The organism is Pseudomonas sp. NY15356, from assembly GCF_048068175.1.
Taxonomy (GTDB): domain Bacteria; phylum Pseudomonadota; class Gammaproteobacteria; order Pseudomonadales; family Pseudomonadaceae; genus Aquipseudomonas; species Aquipseudomonas putida_K.
On record NZ_JBLUPW010000049.1, the window covers coordinates 1 to 20503 of the forward strand.

The 20503-nt window shown below is 60.5% G+C and carries 13 protein-coding genes and 2 rRNA genes; 4 read left to right on the top strand and 11 right to left on the bottom strand.

Features of this window, described 5'->3' with window-relative positions:
- Window positions 1–97 (top strand): 5S ribosomal RNA (rrf, locus tag ACNFCI_RS23435); the annotation flags it as partial.
- A 109-nt stretch (window positions 98–206) separates the two neighbouring features.
- Window positions 207–322: ribosomal RNA gene (gene rrf, locus ACNFCI_RS23440) — 5S ribosomal RNA — on the top strand.
- A 93-nt stretch (window positions 323–415) separates the two neighbouring features.
- On the opposite strand, the gene ACNFCI_RS23445 is transcribed toward rrf (ACNFCI_RS23440), so the two are convergent.
- The 9 genes from ACNFCI_RS23445 to ACNFCI_RS23485 all read right to left on the bottom strand — a co-directional run bounded on the left by ACNFCI_RS23445 (window position 416) and on the right by ACNFCI_RS23485 (window position 12951).
- Window positions 416–1600 carry a PepSY-associated TM helix domain-containing protein gene (locus tag ACNFCI_RS23445; protein ID WP_368829087.1) on the bottom strand — a complete coding sequence of 395 codons (1185 nt, stop codon included), beginning with the start codon at window positions 1598–1600 and terminating at the stop codon, window positions 416–418.
- An 81-nt stretch (window positions 1601–1681) separates the two neighbouring features.
- On the bottom strand, window positions 1682–4051 hold the full coding sequence (locus ACNFCI_RS23450) for a TonB-dependent siderophore receptor (RefSeq protein WP_368829090.1): 2370 nt from the start codon (window positions 4049–4051) through the stop codon (window positions 1682–1684).
- 220 nt (window positions 4052–4271) lie between these two features.
- Entirely contained in the window at window positions 4272–5240 is a 969-nt protein-coding gene (locus tag ACNFCI_RS23455) for a FecR family protein (RefSeq protein WP_324816347.1), read from the bottom strand.
- A gap of 4 nt (window positions 5241–5244) precedes the next feature.
- On the bottom strand, window positions 5245–5745 hold the full coding sequence (locus tag ACNFCI_RS23460) for a sigma-70 family RNA polymerase sigma factor (protein WP_084858785.1): 501 nt from the start codon (window positions 5743–5745) through the stop codon (window positions 5245–5247).
- A gap of 144 nt (window positions 5746–5889) precedes the next feature.
- Window positions 5890–6357: an SRPBCC family protein gene (locus ACNFCI_RS23465; protein ID WP_084858786.1), complete on the bottom strand. Its 468-nt coding sequence runs from the start codon at window positions 6355–6357 to the stop codon at window positions 5890–5892.
- Between the two features lie 30 nt (window positions 6358–6387).
- A complete protein-coding gene (locus ACNFCI_RS23470) occupies window positions 6388–9819 on the bottom strand; it encodes an amino acid adenylation domain-containing protein (RefSeq protein WP_368829086.1) in 3432 nt (1143 codons plus the stop codon).
- A 10-nt stretch (window positions 9820–9829) separates the two neighbouring features.
- Window positions 9830–10759, bottom strand: coding sequence for a diiron oxygenase (locus tag ACNFCI_RS23475; RefSeq protein WP_368829085.1), 930 nt, complete (start codon window positions 10757–10759; stop codon window positions 9830–9832).
- Window positions 10756–11532, bottom strand: a complete 777-nt coding sequence (locus ACNFCI_RS23480; RefSeq protein WP_084858789.1) for a DUF3050 domain-containing protein — start codon at window positions 11530–11532, stop codon at window positions 10756–10758. The genes ACNFCI_RS23475 and ACNFCI_RS23480 overlap by 4 nt, the downstream gene beginning before the upstream one ends.
- A 726-nt stretch (window positions 11533–12258) precedes the next feature.
- The gene (locus ACNFCI_RS23485) at window positions 12259–12951 is read right to left on the bottom strand and encodes a GntR family transcriptional regulator (RefSeq protein ID WP_084858790.1); all 693 of its coding nucleotides are present in this window, start codon (window positions 12949–12951) and stop codon (window positions 12259–12261) included.
- Window positions 12952–13173: 222 nt separating this feature from the next.
- Between ACNFCI_RS23485 and lapG the strand changes: the two genes are divergently transcribed.
- Window positions 13174–13935 (top strand): cysteine protease LapG, encoded by a 762-nt coding sequence (gene lapG, locus ACNFCI_RS23490; RefSeq protein ID WP_368829084.1) that lies wholly within the window; start codon window positions 13174–13176, stop codon window positions 13933–13935.
- Window positions 13936–13945: 10 nt separating this feature from the next.
- Window positions 13946–15892, top strand: coding sequence for a cyclic di-GMP receptor LapD (gene lapD, locus ACNFCI_RS23495; protein ID WP_324816355.1), 1947 nt, complete (start codon window positions 13946–13948; stop codon window positions 15890–15892).
- A gap of 191 nt (window positions 15893–16083) precedes the next feature.
- On the opposite strand, the gene ACNFCI_RS23500 is transcribed toward lapD, so the two are convergent.
- Both ACNFCI_RS23500 and ACNFCI_RS23505 read right to left on the bottom strand, forming a co-directional pair.
- The gene (locus ACNFCI_RS23500) at window positions 16084–16425 is read right to left on the bottom strand and encodes a tryptophan synthase subunit beta (RefSeq protein WP_084858793.1); all 342 of its coding nucleotides are present in this window, start codon (window positions 16423–16425) and stop codon (window positions 16084–16086) included.
- Window positions 16426–16581: 156 nt separating this feature from the next.
- A partial coding sequence (locus ACNFCI_RS23505; RefSeq protein ID WP_416768364.1) for an immunoglobulin-like domain-containing protein occupies window positions 16582–20503 on the bottom strand: 3922 nt, incomplete at its 5' end.

Sequence of the window (20503 nt, forward strand, 5' to 3'; positions counted from 1 at the left end):
TGGAACCACCTGATCCCATCCCGAACTCAGCAGTGAAACGATGCATCGCCGATGGTAGTGTGGGGCTTCCCCATGTGAGAGTAGGTCATCGTCAAGATTCATTTCGCAAAAGCCCTATCTGCGCGAGCAGGTAGGGGTTTTGTCTTTAAGTAGAGAGACCAGAGATTCGCCGGCACGTCCTGAGGACGGGCTAGCACACAGAATTTCTTGACGACCATAGAGCGTTGGAACCACCTGATCCCATCCCGAACTCAGCAGTGAAACGACGCATCGCCGATGGTAGTGTGGGGCTTCCCCATGTGAGAGTAGGTCATCGTCAAGATTCATTTCGCAAAACCCCTATCTGCGCGAGCAGGTAGGGGTTTTGTCTTTCCGCTCTCCGAAAGACTCACGCCTCCTGTAGGAGCGGCCGGGTTCAACGCATCTCGACCCTGCGCAGCCTGCTGCTACGCCTGGCCTGCAGCTTGCGCCACCAGATATACACCCCGGTGATCGAAAGCACCGCTATCACTACGCCCAGAATCGCAATCAACACCTGCCCGGTGACCCCAATGATGCGTCCCCCATGGATGGGCAATTGCAAGCGGTAGAACTGTTCTCCCAATGTCCCCTGGCCCGCGATCTCTTGGCCTAGCAAGTGCCCATCAGTCCCATGGAAGAACAACCAGGACTTACCATGCGCATCGGTATCGTGCTGGCCAAAACCTGCGCCATAGAAGTTGTACTCGAAACTGTAGTAGAGCTCGCCTATCGGCGCGGTCAGCCCTAACCGCGCGCCTTCCTTCTGGGCGAGCTGATACGCTTGTTGATAAGTCAGCCGGGTCACCCCCAGCGCCTCTTTCGGCATTGCGCCTCGGGCTTCGTAGACGCTCGGTTCAACCGGTGAGAAAAGCGATACCGCTGGCTTGAACACTTGTGCAGGCAAGTTCATCGCCACGCTGCTGATCGCAATGGGTAATAGCAACAGCCACAACCACAAGCCACTCGCCCTATGGACGTCCATGTTCAACCGATAGGTATGACCGCCCTTGATCTTCCAGGCCGTGGCCCACTTACGCCAGAACGGTCGACCACGGGGCAGGGTGAGCAACACGGCAATGAAGCAGTCCAGCACCCAGAGGATGGCCACCACTCCCATCAACAGGACGCCCCAATTGCCAGGTAAGGTCAGGCTGTAATGCAGTTCCAGAATGAACGGCATGAAGTTCTCGCGAGAGAAGCAGCATTCGCCCCAATAGCGCTGACCGAGGGTTTCGCCGCTGACCGGGTCGAGGTAGAAGACCGTGTTCTTTTCATCATAGGGCTGGCCAGACTGCGGATCGTTGCGCGGCACCATGGCCAAGAGCGCGGAGTGCCCAGGCTCTTGTGGATATTCCATGTACCAGACCTGCAGACGTGGATGTTCGCTTTGTACCTTATCCACAAGCACGCCCGGCTCTTGGAGCGTGCCTACAGCCGATGCTTCATAGAAACCTGGGTTGAGCCACTCATCGATTTCATGATGGAAGGCCAGCACGCTGCCGGTCAGGCCGGCCAGTGCAAGAAACACTGCAGTGACCAAGCCCAAGTAGCGGTGCAGCAGGACATAGAGTTGACGCATGGAAACGGGACTCCGATAAAACGCCAGAAACGAAAAAGCCAGCCCCTGGTTCAGGTGCTGGCTTCATGCACGGAAAGAGGGTCAGAACTGATAGCTGACCGTGGCGCTGACATTGCGTTCTTCGCCCATGTAGCAGTAGTTCAGGCTTGCGCAGGAGGCGACATAGGACTCGTTGGTCAGGTTGTTGGCATTCAGGCGCACATCCATGCCCTTGAGGCCAACCTTGCCCAGGTCGTAGCCGATCGATGCGTCGAACAGGGCGTAGGAGGGCACCTTCATGCTGTTTTCCGCGTCGACCCAGCTGTACCCCACATAACGGACCCCACCGCCCAGGCGCAGGCCATCCAGGGAGCCCTGGTTGAAGTTGTAATCAGCCCAGAGCGAGTACATCTGTTCAGGCGCCTGGGTCGGTGCATTGCCCTTGTTGTCCACGCCTGGCGTCACCAGGCTGGGCATTGCCTTGGTGTACTCGACGTCTGTGTAGGTGTAGCCACCGATCAGCTTGAGGTTATCAGTGACCTGCACATGAGCCTCGAGCTCCAGGCCTTGGGAACGCACTTCACCTACCGCACGGTAGAACTCTTCGTCCGGTTGCTTGGAGGCCAGGTTTTCCTGTTCGATGCGGAACACCGAGGCCGTGAACAGGTTATCGGTACCCGGTGGCTGGTACTTGATACCGGCCTCCCATTGCGTGCCTTCGGTAGGCGCCAGCGGGCGGCCGTCCTGGTCGGAAACGGTGTTGGGGTTGAACGACTCGGAATAGCTCACATAGGGCGCAATGCCATTCTCGAACAGGTAGAGCACGCCGGCACGGGTCGTAAACTTGGAACGGTCGTCGTTGACCTTGGTGTCGGTATCGCGATTTTCCTCGGACACCTTCACCCAGTCCTGGCGCAGGCCAAGGGAAAAGCGCCACTGATCCAGCTCGACCAAGTCCTGCAGGTACACACCGGTTTGCTGCAGACGTCGCAGGTAATTGTTCTCACCCAGAATCTGCAGGTTGCCGTTGCCGTATTGCGGGTTGCTGGCGTCCAACGGGTCGACCGTGCCATAGCGCCAGGCGACATCGGCTTTGCGCCGCTGGTAGTCGGCGCCGAGTAGCACGGTGTGCTTGGCAGCCCCGGTGAAGAATTCCGCCTGAAGCATGTTGTCGATGATGAATGAGTGCAGGCGCTCGTCACCGCCGGTATAGGCCCGGTTGAGGATATTACTGGTGGCATCGGCCCAGCCGGCCGAATAGACCTGATCCATCGAAACATCCGAATCCTGGTAGCGGAAGTTCTGACGCGCCGTGAAGACATCGTTGAAGCGATGCTCGAATTGATAGCTGAATGACTGCTGGGTGCGTTCGTAGTTGTCGATCCCGGGCTCACCTTCGAAGAAATGGTCGGAAAGACGCAGCCCATTACGCGGGTGGAGCATGCCATCGGCCGGGTTACCGCCGTGGTAGCCGCCATTGGGGTCGTGTTGCAGGTAAGCCTGCAAGGTCAGCGAGGTATCTTCGCTGAAATCGATGCTCACCGCAGGGGCGATGGCATAACGCTCTTCCTTGTTGTGGTCGAACTGCGTGTCGGAGGCATCGGCAAGGCCGGTCAGGCGGTAGGCGATGCGTTTGTCGTCATCCAGGGGCCCGCTGAAGTCGAACCCCATGCCGCGCTGCCCTTGGGTGCCCACGGTGCCCTGGATTTGGTGATACGCATCGAACAGCGGCTTCTTGGTGGTCAACGCGACCAGGCCACCGGGTGAGCTGCGGCCGTACAGTACGGAGGAGGGACCCTTGAGGATATCGATACGTTCGAGGAAATACGGGTCTACCTGCATGGTGCTGTAGGTGCCGTTGTCGCCCATGGACTTCAGGCCATCGACATAAATGTTGTCCACGGAGCCATCGTTGAAGCCGCGCATGGCGACATAGTCGTAGCGGTGGGTCGCGCCATAGGGATTGGTCAGCACACCCGGTGTGTAGCGCATGGCCTGGGCGACGGTCTGTGAACCCTGGTCGTCCATCTGTTGGCGAGTGACCACCGACACCGACTGGGTGGTTTCCAGTATCGGCATGCTGGTTTTGGTCGCCACCTGACTGTGTGTAGCGTTATAGCCTTCCATGCTGCCCAGGGCATTGCCGAGGGTGAAGGCGCGCACGTCGGTGCTTGGCAGGGCAAGCGCCGCATCTTCGGGCTGGGCGCGCAACACATAGCTGCGACCATCCTGGCTGACCGCTTCCAGGCCGGTGCCATTGAGCAGTTGGCGTAGAGCCTGGTCCGCGGAATAGTGCCCTTGCAACCCCGGGGATTGCAGCTCGCCAGTCAGTTGTGGGGTGCTGGAAAGGGTGATGCCAGCTTGGCGCGCGAATTGGTTGAGTACAGTATCCAGGCTCCCTGCAGGAATCGCATAGGGCTGGCTGACGCTTGCCGGCTCGGCAGCCATGGCCAGCGGTGCAATGCTGGCCATGCCGAGGGTCGTGCCGAGCAGGGCGGCGCGTATCGCCTTGCCGAGCAATATTGAATCCAAGACAGGTCGAAACTCATTCGTATTGATGGGGTTCAGCGAGCGCTGGGCGTCTGGCATGGGTAGGGTCCGTGAAAATCGACTAGGGCTGAAGGCGTTGCTTACAGTCCTAGCCGGACCTGAAGGAAAAACCCGCCAGAAAGTGTTAGAGAAATATAAGAAATCAAGCCAGCCGTTCTACCCGGACCCACCAGCGTGTGCGCAGGCGAAGTGTAATTGGCAGCGTCTGTGGCAACAGCACAAGGAGCTTGTCGGTGTCTTCCAGGCGGAACACACCGGAAAGGCGTAGGTCGGCAACGTCATCGCTGCAGCCGAGATAACCATGACGATACCGGGCGACTTCTGCGAGAAAGTCGGCCAGGCGCATATTACGGGTGACGATCAGCCCTTCGGCCCAGGCGCTGGCGTCCATCGTGGGGTGTTCGATCAGCCGGACGCCCTGATGGTCGAGACGCCAAGTCTGCCCGCTGGTGAGCCACGACAACGGACCGCCCGCCGCGTGATGCACGGCCACCTTGCCTGTACTGACGCTGACACGGGTGCAATCAGCGTCCTGGCGCACCACGAAACGGCCGTCGAAGCCTTCGAGCAGTGCATCGTGGCTTTCCACCAACAGCGGGCGTCCATGGGCCTGCTGGGTGTTGCAGGTGAGCATCAGCTCGCCCTGCCTGAGGCGCACGAGCCGCTTGTGCTCATCGAAGGCCAGGTCAGCGGTGCTGCGGGTGTTGAGCTGCAACTGCGAGCCATCTGGTAGCGTGAATGTGCGGCGTTCGCCGGTACTGGTCGCGAAGTCCGATGTCCAGTTGCTCAGCAGTTGCAGGTCCTTGGCCAGCCAGGCAGCCGAGCCTGCCAGGGCGACACCGCTCAACAGCGTCAGGGCCTGGCGTCGGTGCAGGCGGCGTTGGCTGGTCTCCAGGGTTTGCAGGGCGACGCTGGCGCCAGGGATGGTGCGAAGGTTGAGTTCCTGATGCAGGCTGGTGACCCGCTGCCAGGCTAGCTCGTGATCATGATGCGCTTTGCGCCATTGCTCGCACTGCATCAGCAGGCTGGGGTTCTGGCCGCTTTCACGCAGGCGCAGCATCCAGTGGATCGCCTGCTTGACCACCTTGGGCGAGGGGCTGTTGATGCCCATCGTTTCAGGGCTCGTCTTCATAGCGCAGCAGATAGCAATGATAGAGCGCATCCGCTACGTAGCGTTCGACGGAGCGCAGGGAGATACCCATCTGTTCGGCAATGGCTTTGTGGCTCAGCCCATCGCATTGAGCCAGGAGGAAGGCGCGACGCACCTTGGGCTTGAGACCTTCGAGCATGTGTGCGATGCGCTCGAGCAATTCCAGCATGAGTTCGCGGGTTTCGGCACAGGGTACCTCGGCCTGCGGCGCATGGGCGAGCGCTTCGAGGTAGGCGCGCTCCAACTCCTCGCGACGCCAATGGTCGATCACCAGGCCCCGTGCAACGGTCCGTAGGAAGGCACGGGGCGCATTGAGCTCCAGCTGCTCGCGTTGCAGTAGCCGAACGAAGGTGTCCTGGGCCAGGTCCGCCGCGTCGGCAGCATTGCCGAGCTTGCTGCGCAGCCAGGTATACAGCCAACCATGGTGGTGGTCGTAGAGCGTGTGCACAGAGTCTCTGGAAGGCATGGAAGCGCACTGCGATGATGAGTATGAATGATAATTAGTCTCATTGTTGGCGGGATGGCGTTTTTTTGCAACAGCCCGCGGGTGCTATCGTCGCGCCATCCATCACAAAAGGGCTCCGCCGGCCCACGGCCGGCGGAGGCACGCTTAGCTCAGCAGGTTCTTCACATTGTGCATGGCCTCGTCGGCGAAGCCCTGAAGGAACGCCTGGAACCCCGGCAGCGCCTCGGCTCCACCTTCCCATGGCTCGGCCTGGATGGTCCAGGTGGCCCGGCTGTGGGTATCGTCGAGGGCTTCGACCTGCATCGACGCCCACAGGTTGCCGATATTCAAGCTGGTGTAGATCAGGCTCCAGGTCATATACATGGCCTGCTCGTCCCGAGCGTTCAACTGCTCGATGACCACATTGCCGTCCTTGAACAGTTTCTTGCGGATGGAGCGCAGGCCGTTACCGGTCATCTCGATGTGCGAGAGCGCGGGAATGAATACCGGGAACCCTGCGAAATTGCCCACGATGCTCCACACGCTGGTGGCGGGGGCTGCGATGTCCACATGGGCCACAACCTGGCAGCCTTCGGGGTTACGGATCAGGGTATCGGGTTTGAGGGTTTGCATGTGCATTGCTCCTGTTGTGGATAAAAGTGATCAGATGAAACCGATATCGCTCAGGTGGCGGTAGCCCAGGCGCAGCAGCGCCGGGCTTTTGGCCGGGTAGCAGGCCCCCATGCGCTGCACGCCGGCACGGGCGTTGGTATGTTCGATGGCGCTGATATCGCCGATGTCTTCGCCGAACCCTTCGAGGTAGAAGCCCAGGACATCGAACAGGGCGTTGTCGCGGTCGACCCGGTGCAGTTGACGTTGCCACTGCTCTACCGAGACCAGGTCGAACCTGTGCCCCTGCTCCTGGAAAGCCGCCACGTAGTCACGCCAGCGCAATGGCTCGGGGTTGTGCAGGTTGAACACCCACGCATTGGCCTGGTGGCGGCTGGCATGGAAGCCGATGAAGCGGGCCAGGAAATCCACTGGCATGAGGTCGAAGTCGATCGCCAGGTCCGGCACCAGGCCCAGTTGCAGCGAGCCCTTGAGCATGAGCATCAGGCGGTTGCGCTGGGGTTGGCAGATGCCGTTGCGGCTGTCGAAGGTGATGTTCCCTGGGCGGAACAGGTTGACCCACACGCCCTGGCCGCGGGCGCGCTGGAGAATGCGCTCACCGACCCATTTGCTCAGGTTGTAGCCGTTGCGGATGTAGATCGGCGCAGTGGCCGCCGGTGCTTGTTCGAGCACGCGTCCATCAGCATCCACCGCACTGCAGGCAGAAAGGGTCGAGACGAAGTTGAAGATCTTCTTGCGCCGTCCTTCGCACAGGCGCAGGCATTCGAACAAAGGCTCGATGTTGTCTGCAGCCAGGGCCTGGTAATCCAACACATGGTTGACCTGCGCGGCATTGTGCAACAGCGCGCCATAGTGGCTGTCCAGGTAGTCGTAGTCGCTTTCGCACAGGCCCAGGCGCGGCTGGCGCAAATCGGCGTCGAACACCCGCAGGCGGCTTGTATCCAGAGAGAGGCCGTTCTCCTCGATGGCCTGGGCGAAGCGTTCGCTGGCCGACAGGCCATCGCTGCTGCGCACCAGGCAAGCCACTTCGGTGGCGCCCCAGGCGAGCAGGGCTTCGACCAGATGTACACCGAGGAAGCTGTTGGCACCGGTGACAATGACTTTGTGCACATCGCCCAGACAGTCCATCGGCAGTACCTGCAGGCCCAGTTCTCGATTGGCGTCCTGTTCCAGGCGCTCGAGCGGTCGCTCCTGTGGAGCCTCGGGGCGGTCGATCAGTTCGGCCAAGCGTTGCAGCGTTGGTCGTTCGATGAAGCGGTTGATCGGTACACCGTGGCCGAACTGCTGACGCACCTCCAGCAGCAGACGTGACAGCAGGATCGAGTGGCCACCCAGGTTGAAGAAGCTGTCGTGGGTGGATATCTGCGTTTCAGGCAGCTCCAGCAGCTCGCTCCAAATAGTGCACAAACGCTGCTCGGTCGGTGTACCAGGTGCCGATCGCTCGTGCACCGGCAGCGCCAAGGGCCGTGCATGCAGGGCCTTGCGATCGACCTTGCCGTTGGCGGTATAGGGCATGTGCTGCAGGACTTGGTAGAACGCTGGCCGCATGTAGTCGGGCAATTGCTGTTCGGCATGGGCACGCAGAGCGGCTTCGGCCCCGGTGTGGGCTGGCTGAGCGACGAAGGCCAGGATGCGGCGCTGGTCGTCGATCACCACGGCGACCTGGGCGAACAGGTTGCTGGCGCGCAGGCAGTGCTCGATTTCTTCCGGTTCGACCCGGAAACCGCGGATCTTCACCTGGTTGTCGCGTCGACCGCAGAGCTCGATGCCTTGCGCTGTCCACTGGGCGATATCGCCGGTACGGTAGGTCTGCAGGTTGCGCCCATCCGGCAAGCGCAGTTCGACGAAGCGTTCTGCGGTCAGCGCAGGGTTGTTCAGGTACCCAAGCCCCACACCCGGCCCGCTGATGTACAGCTCGCCCGGGGTACGCTCACACACCGGGCGCAGATCGTCATCGAGGATCAGGACCTGGGTGTTGGCGATCGGTGTGCCAAGGTTACGGTTGCTGTCGCCGGCGATGAACGTGCGGGTGGTGGCCAGCACTGTGGTTTCGGTCGGGCCATAGATATTGTGCATCCGGCACTGCCCGGCGAGGCGGGCAATGACCTGCGGCTCGCACACATCTCCACCGGTGACCAGGTGGTGCAGGCCAAGGTGCTCATCAGCGGGCAGGATGCTCAGCAGCGCGGGAGGCAGGAAGGCATGGCTGACTTCCTGGCTGTGGATAAGCCGTACCAGTTGTACCGGATCACGGCGCTGTTCTTCACTGGGTACCACCAGTTCGGCGCCATGGGTGAAGGTCGGCAGAATGTCGAGCAGCGATGCATCGAAGCCGATGGTGGAAAACTGCAGGACCCGGCTGTTGGCATCGAGCGATACGTGGTCGGCATACCAGCTCGTGAAATGGGTGAGGTTGCGCTGGCTGAGCAGCACGCCCTTGGGCTGCCCCGTGGTGCCTGAGGTGTAGATCGCAACGCAAGGGGCATCCAGGGCGAGCTGGCGCACCTGCAGCGAAGGCAGTGGTCGCTCCGTCACTTCTGCCAGTGTGCGCACATCCAACCCTGGCACGCCGCCATGAACCTGCCCATCATGCAGGAGGGCGCAGGCGCCGGCATCGTCCAGGATGCGTTGGCGACGTTCGGACGGAGTGGCCGGATCCAGCGGCAGGTACACCGCGGCGCAGCCGAGCACTGCCAGCAGGCTGGCATACAGTGCAGGTGACTTGGCCATACAGACCGCAATCACCATCGGTCGTCCGTCGGCGCTGGGCAGCAGGGGCAGCAGTGCGCGCTGGATACCGACGGCCTGGGCGTGCAGTTGCCGATAGCAAGTACGCGTACCGTTCTCATTGAGAGCCGGTTGGGCGGCGAAGCAGTGCAGGCTCAGCTCGAGCCGGTCCATCAGGCAGGCTTCCGCTTTCTCCAGCAGGTCTGCCCGTAGGGTTCGGTTGAAGGGGTGGCGGTGTGTCAATGACTCCAGCCAGCCCAGTCCGTGTTCACGCTCTTGCAAGGCCGAGCCGAGCTGCGGGGCGTGTTCCAAGTATTGCGGGTCACGGGCGAAGCGCGTCACCACCGAGGCCAGCAGGTCCTCCAAGGCCAGCAAGGTCTCCTGCCGTAGCTGCTGACCGTTGCCGGAGGCTGGGGTTTGCAGTGCTACGCGCTCGATCAGCCGTTGGGTATCGCCATCGGCGTACCAGCACAGGAGCTCGATGGCAGGCAGGACGCCTGCATAGCTCGCGCCCACGCGAAGCCTGAGCAACGGCGTGGCTCCTACCCCGCGCCAATCGAGTTCGCGCAGTGAAAGGCTGCCATCGTCCACTACCAGGTGCGAGGACTTGGCCGAGGCGGAACGCCAATCGTCCGGCGTTTGCACCACCGTCGTTCGATGGGCGTGCTCCTCGAGCAGGCTGGTCAGTTGTCGTATGGCGGGGCTGCTGCCCACCAGGAGTATGTCGAGGCGTCTCATGACGGCTTCCTCAAGGCAGATAGTTACGTAGCGCGTCCTGAACGCAGGGCGACTCGAGCATCGAGCTGCTGCGCAGGAAGCGCAGGATGTTGCCCAGCAGCGGATGCTGGTGATTGATCGGGTAGGCCAGGCTGCGGACTTCTTCGCGCAAGGCCTGGCGAATGTCCTGTGCCACCGGCAAGGCCTCGATCAGCTGGAAATCGAATGCTTGTTGCAGATCGTTGGTCAGGTATTGGCCAAGGAACACAGGCAAGACGTTCGCGATGGCTTCACGATCGGGTTGGGGAGCGGTGTGCCAGTAGATCCGCGTCAGGCGTGTCCAGAAGCTGGAATGGCGCCCTTCATCGAGCAGGTGGTCGGCCATCAGGCCCTTGATCGAAGGCTTGACCGTATCGTCGCGGGAAAAGGCGGCGACATCGTCGGTCAAGGTGTTTTCGGCTATTCCCACACAGATGAGCTCCATGGCGTCACGCAACCGCTCAGGGACTTCGGCCAGCGCTGCGGGGATGGCCCGGCTGAGTTCGATCTGTCGAGGCAGGGCAATTGGCTCGATGCCGGTCATGGCGATGGTCTGCTGGAGGAAGTCCATGGCCACCAGCGCGTGGTAGTCCTCGTCCACGACAACGGTCATGGCGTCGTAGCGGCAGGCATAGGGGAACGGTATGGCGAAGCGTTCCTTGGCGATGCGCCGTGCGGTGCTATCGACGATTTCGGTCTCGAAGATCACGACGTCGTTGATGAACTTGTAAAGGCTCTGTACCAACACGAAATCGCGTAGTTGCGGGCATTCGCGCTGGAAGGTGGCGCTGAGCACCAGCGGTTGACGGCAGAGTGGATAGATCAGGCGCTGGTCGTTCTCCAACAGCCGGCGTGGCCGGGTGCGGATGGTTGCGCGTGCTTCCCACACATCGGCGAACGAACTGTACTTGGGTGCGCTCATTGGGCCACCTCGCCGAGTGCGGCGTGAAGCTGGGTTCGCACCCGGTCCCACAGAGCCATCCGATTGTCCACGGCAGTAATGGCGGCCTGGTACACCTCTGCCAGACGCAGCGGGTCGCCCTCGACCAGCCGGGCCAGCAGCCGTTCCGCCGCGGGGCCATGGTCTTGCGAGTCGACTTCAATATGGCGTTGCAGGTAGTAGCGGAAGGTCGGGGCCTGTTCGCTACCGATATCCCATTGATCGAGAATCTGCTGGAACATCGCCGGGATGACGCTTTCGCGACCATGCAGGAATGCAGCAGCCACATGATGACGAGGGGCGTCGAGTGCAACGCTCAGGGTCTGGCGAACGAAACGCTGGGCGGCATCCGGGGCACCACAGCGCTGCAGGGCGTCTAGGTAGTGAATGCCTTGCTGCTGAAGTGCAACGAATTGCTCGATGGCTGTAGTGTTCGCGCCTACTTCCCGCATGGCATCCAGATACAGTTCGAAATGGCTGTAGTAGCCATGATCGACACGATCATCGGATTCCTCGCCCAGGACGATCTCGTTGATAAGGCGGGCTGCTGCCGGGTCCACCGGTGGCAACCAGGGCAGGCTGACGCAGGTGAGCTCAAGTTGCAGGCGTTTGGTCAATGACATGAAGTCCCATACTGCAAATACATGGGTTTCCATGAAACGTCGCAATACCGTCAAAGACGTAATTTCGGAAAAGACGGGGTGTTTGGAAAGTTGCTGTTTTTTGAGCGACAGCGTGTCGTGCAGTGCGTGCATGGTGAATTCCTTCGGTAATGTTTTCCAATGAGGTTGTTTTGTTGGCTTTTAATGCGTCATATTTATTAAGGGCGTGCGAAGGCCTCGAGGCAGAATTCGATGATGAATAGGCGTTGAAATCCGCAGGCATTGGCATGCGTTGCGATGGTCGCTGGCGCGGTGGTGGCCTGCTGACGGGATAAAAGTTAGAACAATTGCAAAGTTGCCTGCAATTATTTTTTTATATTTTTTGAACTTTCAATTTATTATGGGTGAGCGAGTCCGATAAAACTTTTTGCGAAGTTTTATTTGGCAAAAAAGTGCTCCTTCCGATAATAAGTATCAGAAAATTCTGAAGTTATAGGTGAATGGGTCACCCAAGCACTTGGTAAATAAGGCGTTCGGAATTGGAAATTTGGGGGGCTGTTGTCTACTCTGCCCCGGTCGCTGGCCCCTCCTGATGAACGATTGGAAGGCAACGATCCAGCCTGCCCGATGGCGATCAGCATCGTTGCGAGGTGTAGAGTGGGCCGAAATGCTGGGCACTGCCATGCCGGTGGGCGAGGATTGCGAAAAGACAGGAAGGATGACAGGGCGGCGAGGCTTGGAGGGGCCAGGAAACCTATCGATGTGCGGCGGGATGGAGGAAGGCTTTGAGGGGTATCAGCGTTCGCGCGCGCGCATTGGGGTAGCGGGCAAGCGTATTGTCACGAGGGGTAGGGAGGTTCTGAAGCTGCGCAGTCGACCTCAGTGGGCCGACTGGCTGTTCAGGTACTTTCGGATGGTGCGAGAGGCATTGTTCAGGTGCTCTTCCAGCACCCTGATGGCTACATCTACCGATTTGTCGCTGGCGGCGTCCACCAAGGCGATATGATCGTCTTGGGTAAGCTTGCCCAGGCCCATCGAGGAGAGGTGGAAGCGCAAAAAGCGTTCCTCTTCGTTGAGCTCGATTTCGATCATGCGCAGCAGCTTCTGGTTGGGCGCCTTGCTATAGAGGGTCATGTGCAACAGGCGGTTGAGGCGCCCGATCTCGGCATGACGAGTCTCGTTCTCCAACTGCTGGATATAGCCGCGCGCCTGGGCGATATCATCGGCATCGAGCAGTGGGATCGACTGGCGTAGCGCTTCGGACTCGAGCAGTACACGCAGCGCATAGGTGTCGACGGCATCCTCACCGATCAGAGGGGCGACCACGGCTCCCTTGTGCATGACGACCTGCAGCAGCGATTGCGCCTCCAACTGGCGCAGGGCCTCACGCACCGGCATGCGGCTTACGCCGAACAACGTGGCGATTTCCTGCTGGCGCAAGGCCGTGCCAGGCGGCAGGCGACCATCGACGATCGCGCTGCGCAGGCGCTCTTCGATGACGCTACGGGCCTGGTGCGGTGGTACCTGCACACTACCTAGAACGGTTTTCAGAAGTCGAGTTTTTTCGGCCACGCGATGTATGCCTCGATGCCTATTGGAAATTGGATCCAATTACACTAGTGAGTTGAGGGGGCAATTGTCAAACTGTCGCGACGATGCGTGCACTGGCCAAGGGGGTTAGGCCGAGGCAGGAAAGAGGCTATCGTGAAGGAACTCCCAGGGTGAGGAAAGCAGTACTTTTCTCTCTGGAATACGGAAGAAATCTGGTTCTGGATAACATACCGTGATTGTAATGTGCCATTGTCTTTTCCTTCCACAGGCAGCACCATCACGGCTTTTCCAGGGGCTGAACGGGTCTGCACAGTGGCAACACCCCCTATGCTGATAGTAGCTTTGCGGCGCATTGGCCTTGCCGCGCTGTTCGGCTGCCTGCTGTCGGGGGTTTTGCAGGCGGACTGGGATTTTTCCCAGATCAGCCGCCGTGCGCAATCGCTCTATGGCCAGTTGGGGGCGGGGCAAGGTCGTATCGATGCCTGGCAGAACCTGTTGGCCACCCAGAAGCAGGGCAGCGAGCTGGATCGCCTGCAAGCGGTCAACCGCTTCTTCAACCAACAGCTGCGCTATGTCGAGGATATCGACCTGTGGCACGACGTCGACTACTGGGCGACGCCGATCCAGTCGCTGATCAAAGGCGCCGGTGATTGCGAAGACTACGCGATCGCCAAGTACTTCAGCCTCAGGCGCATGGGCATACCCAGCGAAAAACTGCGCATTACCTACGTCAAGGCCCTGCGTCAGAACAGGGCGCACATGGTCCTGACCTATTATTCAAGCCCACAGGCCCAGCCGTTGGTGCTCGACAGCCTGATGGATGCCATCAAGCCGGCCAGCCAGCGTAGCGACCTGTTGCCGGTGTATGCCTTCAATGGTGAAGGCTTGTGGGTAACTGGGGCCGCAGGCAACAAGAAGGTCGGCGATACCAAGCGCCTGTCCCGTTGGCAGGATTTGCTGAAGAAAATGCAGGCCGAAGGGTTCCCTGCCGAACCGGTCTACTGAAGGAGCACAGATGTCACTGTTCAAACAATTGCTGCTTGCCATTTGCCTGTTCCTGGTGGTCGCCTTCAGCGGCAGCTTCATGGTCAGCCTCGAAAGCTCGCGCAGCCAGTATGTCAACCAGTTGCGCTCCCATGCCCAGGACGCGGCCACTGCACTGGCCCTGTCGCTGACCCCCAATATCGACGACCCGGCAATGGTCGAGCTGATGGTCAGCTCGATCTTCGACAGCGGTTACTACTCGAGCATCAAGGTCGTCGACTTGGGCTCCAATGCCGTATTGGTAGAGCGTCATGCCGAACCAGACAGCAATGGCGTACCCGCCTGGTTCATTCGCCTGATCGGCCTGGAGCCGGCCGGTGGCGATGCTATTGTCAGCCGTGGGTGGCAGCAGGCGGCACGGGTCGAAGTGGTCAGTCACCCGATGTTCGCCTTGGCCAAGCTTTGGCAGAGCGCTCTGGGCAGTCTCGGCTGGCTGCTGCTGTGTGGTGCGGCGAGCGCTGTACTGGGCGCTTTGCTGCTGCGGCGCCAGTTGCGTCCGCTGGACTATATGGTTGCCCAGTCCCACGCTATTGCCCGGCGCGAGTTCCTCAGCCTGCCGGAGCTGCCACGCACGCCAGAACTGCGCCGGGTGGTGCAGGCCATGAACCAGATGGTCGAGAAGCTCAAGGCGTTGTTCAACGAACAGGCCGAGCGTAGCGAGAGGCTGCGCGCAGAGTCGTACCAGGACAGCCTGACGGGTCTGGCCAACCGTCGTTATTTCGAGATGCAGCTCAACGCCCGTGTCAGCAACCTGGAGGACGCGCGTGCAGGCTACCTGCTGCTATTGCGGGTGCAGGACCTGGCTGGCCTGAATGCTCGCCTGGGCGGCCAGCGTACCGATCAGTTGCTGCAAGCGGTGGGTGAGCAGTTACGGCGAACCTGCGCCAACTACCCCGAAACCAATAACCTGATCACCCGCAGCCGTGGGGGCGAGTTCGCTGTGCTGGCGCCGGGCATGGTCCATGAGGAGGCCATACAGCTGGCCCAGGCTCTGGAGGCCACCCTGCAAAGCCTGCACCAGACTGGCGCCAGCGATGTCGACCCGGTGGCCTGCATAGGCCTTGCGCCTTATAGCCCAGGGGACGCGCCCCATGCACTGTTGAAGCTGGCCGACGAAGCCCTGGCCCGTGCCGAGAGCCAGCCTGAGCCTGGCTGGGTATGCCTGGAGCAAGGGGTCGCGGCGCAGGCTGCCGATAGCCATCATGCCTGGCATGAACGGTTGGACCGGGCGCTGGCCAAGGGACAGTTCGAATTGTTCTTCCAGCCGGTTGTCGACAGCCTTAGGCCGGAGCGGGTGCTGCACTACAAGGTCATTTCTCGCTTGCACGATGCTCCGGCCGAGGCAGTGGCGGCAGGGCGCTTCCTGCCCTGGCTGGAGCGCTTCGGCTGGATGCCACGGCTGGATGTGCTGGTGCTGGAAAAAGTGCTGGCGCACCTGAAAACCCATGGCGATGCCTTGGCGGTGAACCTGTCTGCAGCGACCTTGGCCGATGCCGATGCGCTGCAGCGCATCCACGCATTGCTGAGCCAGCATGCCGGGCTTGGCTCGCGCCTTACGCTGGAGATCGGCGAGGAGCAATTGCCTGAGCAGCAGGTGCTCGAACAACTGACGCGCCGTCTGCATGCCCTGGGGTTCGGCCTGGCATTGCAACGCTTTGGCGGTCGCTTCAGCATGATTGGCAACCTGGCCCATTTGGGCCTGGCCTACCTGAAGATCGATGGCAGCTACATCCGTAACATCGACCAGGAACAGCACAAGCGTTTGTTCATCGAAGCTGTGCAGCGGGCGGCGCACAGCATCGACCTGCCGCTGATTGCCGAGCGTGTCGAAACAGAAGGCGAATTGCAGGTGTTGCGCGAGATGGGGGTGCAAGGGGTCCAGGGGCAACTGATTGGCGAGCCGGCGCCCTGGCGTTGAAAAATGCTACGTGATAGATGACACCGGCTTGGCCGGTGTTCGCAGGTAAACCGGCCCCTATAGGGCCGTGTACCGTTCAGTCTCTGTAGGAGCGGGCTTGCCCCGCGATTCCCTTGCCATGCGGCGGTGATGGCAGGGCCGGCCACTCGCGGGACAAGCCCGCTCCTGTCGGTCAGCCCAACGTGCTGGATTCAGATCAATCCACCTTCCTCGTCTTCCTCGATCAGGTTGTTCAAGCTGCCCAATGCCTTGCGCGCCGAAGAGCGATTGAGCAGCTTGGCCTGGGCGCCAGCGGGCAGGTCGGTGATGCTGATAACGCCCTTGGTGGTCAACACTTCGATCAAGTCTTCCAATACGCGGATCATGTCCAGGTCGCTCTGCTTGAGCTGACGCAGGCTGTTTTCCACCACATCGTCGGCGAACCATTCCTGGATTTCGGCATGGTCGGCCGGGAGTATTTCGGTGTACTCGGCGTAGGGCGCGGCTTCTACTCGCTGCAGCTGGCCCGCGGCGTCGCGTTGCACGTAGAACATGGCGTCGACCCTCGTCACATTGATTCCATCTTGGTAGGCAGCAGCATAGGCAAAGTTAACCCGGTGTGCCTTCGGCGCACGAGTATGCGCCGTCAGGCATTGGCCGGGAAGCCCAGGCCTCGCTGGCGGCCACGAGGGCCGCCGCATCGGGTGGGCTCAGCTGTTGGAATTGTCGATCTTGATGGTCGGATCGCCACCGCTGATCAACGAGTTGATCGTGGTGTTCGACCAGTTGACGCCCTCGAGCTTGATGGTCACGTCGGCGTTGGCCAGGCCGCCAGCCTCGTTGAGCTTGCCCTGGCTGCTGATCTGCAGGGTCGAATCGCCGCCGACTGTGGTGATCTTCAAGTAGTCATCGATGGTGCTGGCCTTCTCGCCCTGTAACAGGTCGCGCAGGTCGAGGCGATCGCCCTGGTCCCTGTTGAAGTCCTTGATGACATCGTGGCCGGTGTCGCCGGCCTTCCACATGAAGATATCGGCACCGCCGCCGCCGACCAGTACATCGTTGCCTTGCCCGCCGATCAGCGTGTCATTGCCGGTACCTCCCAGCAGGATGTCATTGCCTTTGCCACCGTTCAGGAAGTCGCTGCCACCCTGGCCGAAGAGGATGTCGTTGCCGTCGCCGCCGAGCAAGGTGTCGCTGCCATCGTTGCTGCCCGATATGTCGAATTCGCTGACATGCTCGGTGATGTATTTGTGCAGCACACGGCCGTCGACCTGGTCGGCAGTGGTCCCTAGCTTGCCGGCTACATAGGCCTGCATGGCCTCGACGCCGTTACCCGGGATTGCATCGAAGCTGATCAGGTCGCCGAAGATGATGTCGTGACCCTCGCCGCCGTTGACAGTGTCATTGCCTGGCGCGGCCGCTTCGGTGTGGCCCAGGATGGCTTCGGCCAGCTTGCTCGGGTCGATGTTGGTCTGCGGTTTGCCGTCGCTGTCGTAGGGCTTCAGGTCGTTGGCATTGACGCCTTTGTTCAGGCCAATGGCTTCGACAGTGGATACCTCTGACAGCTTCTCGAAGCCTTGCTGGGAATTCTGATCTACGGTTGATTGCCAGCGGCCCGCGGTGACTTCAGAAAGCTCGTAGGTTCCGTCGCCTTGGGCATGCAATTGTCCTGTGGCATTGGAATCGGTCCACCACCAGCCATCGCTTTTGTATTCAACGGTCAGGTACCCGTTCTTGTCGATGCTGTAACGGGTATTGTTGCCAAGCATTTCCCGGTCCACGACGGTGCCAATCTTGTAGCCGTCCAGTACCTCATCCAATTTGTAGCCTGAGTAACCGAAGGTTGGATTGGTGCGCTCACCACTTTGGTAGTAGTTGGGCTTGCCATCGGTGATGAAGAATGTCTGACGACTGCCGGTGCTGCCTGCTGCCATCAACTCGTGGAACCAGTTTGCGGTGGTCTTGAACGCATCTTCGTAGTTCGTGTTGCCGCCTGCGGTCAGTTTGTTCAATGCGGTGTTGAGGGTGGCCAGGGCGTTCTTGTCGGCCAGGTTGATCGACACGGTGGTATTGACCTGGTTGGAAAAGTCCACCAGCAGAATGTTCACGGTTCCGGACTGCGCACCCTTGACGCTGTTGGCCAGCGTCTCGAAAACCGACTTCAGCGAATTGCGTGCTGCGGTCACGCCAGATGAGCCCATGCTGCCGGAGGTATCGACGATGAACGCCAGGTTGTAGTCCTGGCCCGGTACCACATGCAGGCCATTGACGTCGGCAACCACGATATCATTCCCGGTGGTGCCGGTAACGCTGTCGTTTTCCACCGTGAGGTTGCTGGTGTTGTAGGTATCCGGATACACCGTGACCTTGATCGAGCCTTCGCTGACGGCCTTGCTGCCGCCGACGTTTTCGGTGGACGTCGAGGTGACCTTCACATCGAACTGGCCCTGGTAATACGCAGGTGGCTTGATGGTCAGGCCGTTGAGGTTCCAGCCCGTCACGTCGACCTCGGTCTTGCCCACGGTCACGGTGTGGCCGGCGCCGTCGCTGAGCACAGAGCCTTGCGGGATGCCGCCCAGCTTGACGTTCAGCGACTCGGAGCCATCGGTATCGATCAGTTGGGTGGAAATACCTACCAGCTTGACCGTGCCGTTCTCGGCGCTTTCGTTGAGCTTGAAGCCATCGTAGTAACCCCTGCCACCATCGCCATGCAGCTCGGAGACGCTGACGCCTGCATTCACCAGAGCATCCACGTTCGGGAACATCGGGACGGCGCCGCTGTTGAGGTCTGTCACCGGCCCGGTGCCGACTCGGATGTTGACGTCGTAACTACCGGGACCTGCCTGGTTGGCATGAAGCATTTCCAGTGTGTAGTAGCCGCTCTTGGGCGGTGTGAAACTGCCCGAGACCTTGCCACCCGCACCCCAGGTAGCCTCTACCACATTGGTGCCGCCGATATTGATGACCATGCTGTCATCGGCTGTGCCGCTGAAGGTATAGGTCTGGCCGGCCTCCAGGTAGATCAGGCCGGAAACCTTGGTGCCGGTGCCAGGCGTCACGTCGCTCACGGACTGCACATTGCTGGTCGTTTCTGACTTGCTGGCCTGGCCGGAGTTGGCGAACACATCCTGCAACGCCTTGCCGGTGATGCCATTGCCGCCAGTACCCAGGCCTTTTAGGCTGTTCCAGGTTTCCTTGGTCAGGCCGACGGAGTCGACGGTGTTGCTGCCGATCTCCAGGGTCGGTTTGTCGGCTACGGGGGTGATGTCCACCTTCAGGGTGACTTCGCCACCGATATTGGTGCCATCGTTCGGTTTGTACTTGATGTGCGCGTAGTCGGCCTGCTGGTTGCCGACACCCGTGCCACCGTAGCCATCGACACCCGACTCGTTGGCCTTCGGCACGAACTTGAGGTGACCGGCATCGATGTCCTGCTGGCTGATGGTCTGGTTGACCTTGACGTCGACCCAGTTGCTGCCATCGAAGAACTTCAGGCTTCCCTGGCCCGGCAGCTGGCTGATGGTCACACCCAGCTCGGTATTGCCATCGGCATCTGAGACATTGAAGTCGCTCCAACCGAAGGTATAGCCGAGGTCTTCCACACCGGTGACGGCGCCGCCAGTGGACACCGGCACATGGTCGTTGTCGATGATGGTGGTGGTGACGCTGGCATTGTTCGCATCGACTTGCAGGTTTTCGAAACCGCCGCCGCTGACCTTGTCGATCTTCACCACGAAGTGCTCGGCACCTTCGGCGAAGCGGTCATCGATGGTCCGGATGTCGAAGCTGGTCCCCGTGCTGTTGGCCGGGACCTTCACCGTGACGATACCCTGGAAGTCCTCGCCATCGGTGGCGGTACCGCTGTAGGACAGGGTAACCGTGACTTCGCTCTTGGTGGGGTTGCTCAAGGTCAGGTTGTAGTGGGCAATGTCGCCTTCGGTGACCGACCTGTCACCGCTGATGCCAATGGTGGTCAGGTCACCCTGGCCGCTTGGCTCATCGGTCACGGTAGTGGTCAGCGTGGTGCCGTCGAGGCTCAACTTCTCGAAGTTGGCGCCGCCCTCGACCGATACGAGTTTGTTCACCAGGCTCGGTTGCCCGCCGACGTAGGGGTCGTCCTTGGTGGTGATGGTCAGGGACCCGCTGGCGCTACCGGCCGGGATGGTGACCTTGGTGCCATCGGTCAGGGTGAAGACCAGGCCACCATGGGCGTTGACCGGCAAGTTCTGGCCGTTGCTCAGGGTGACGGTATAGGTCACCTGGCCGCCCTCGGCGACAGTGGATTTATCCACAGACAGCGTGGCTTTCACTTCGCTGATCGTGTCGGTGATGTTGACGGTGGCGTCGTTGCCCAGCTGCAGATTCTCGAATTGCTTGCCGGCGACGGTCGCATCGGTGACGCCCAGCGAAACTTCACCTGCGTCTTTGAATACATCATCGCCCTGGGCCGGCAGCGAGTAATCGACCTCGGTTTTACCCGCTTGAATGACGACCTGCTGATTGTTGCTCAGCGTGACCGTTACATCGTGATCGAGTTTTTCGCTGATCCGGATGGTGAAGGACGGCTGCTGGTCTTCGGTGACATCGCCTTTGCTGACGATGGTGACTTCGAACTTGTCGCCTTCGTTGCCG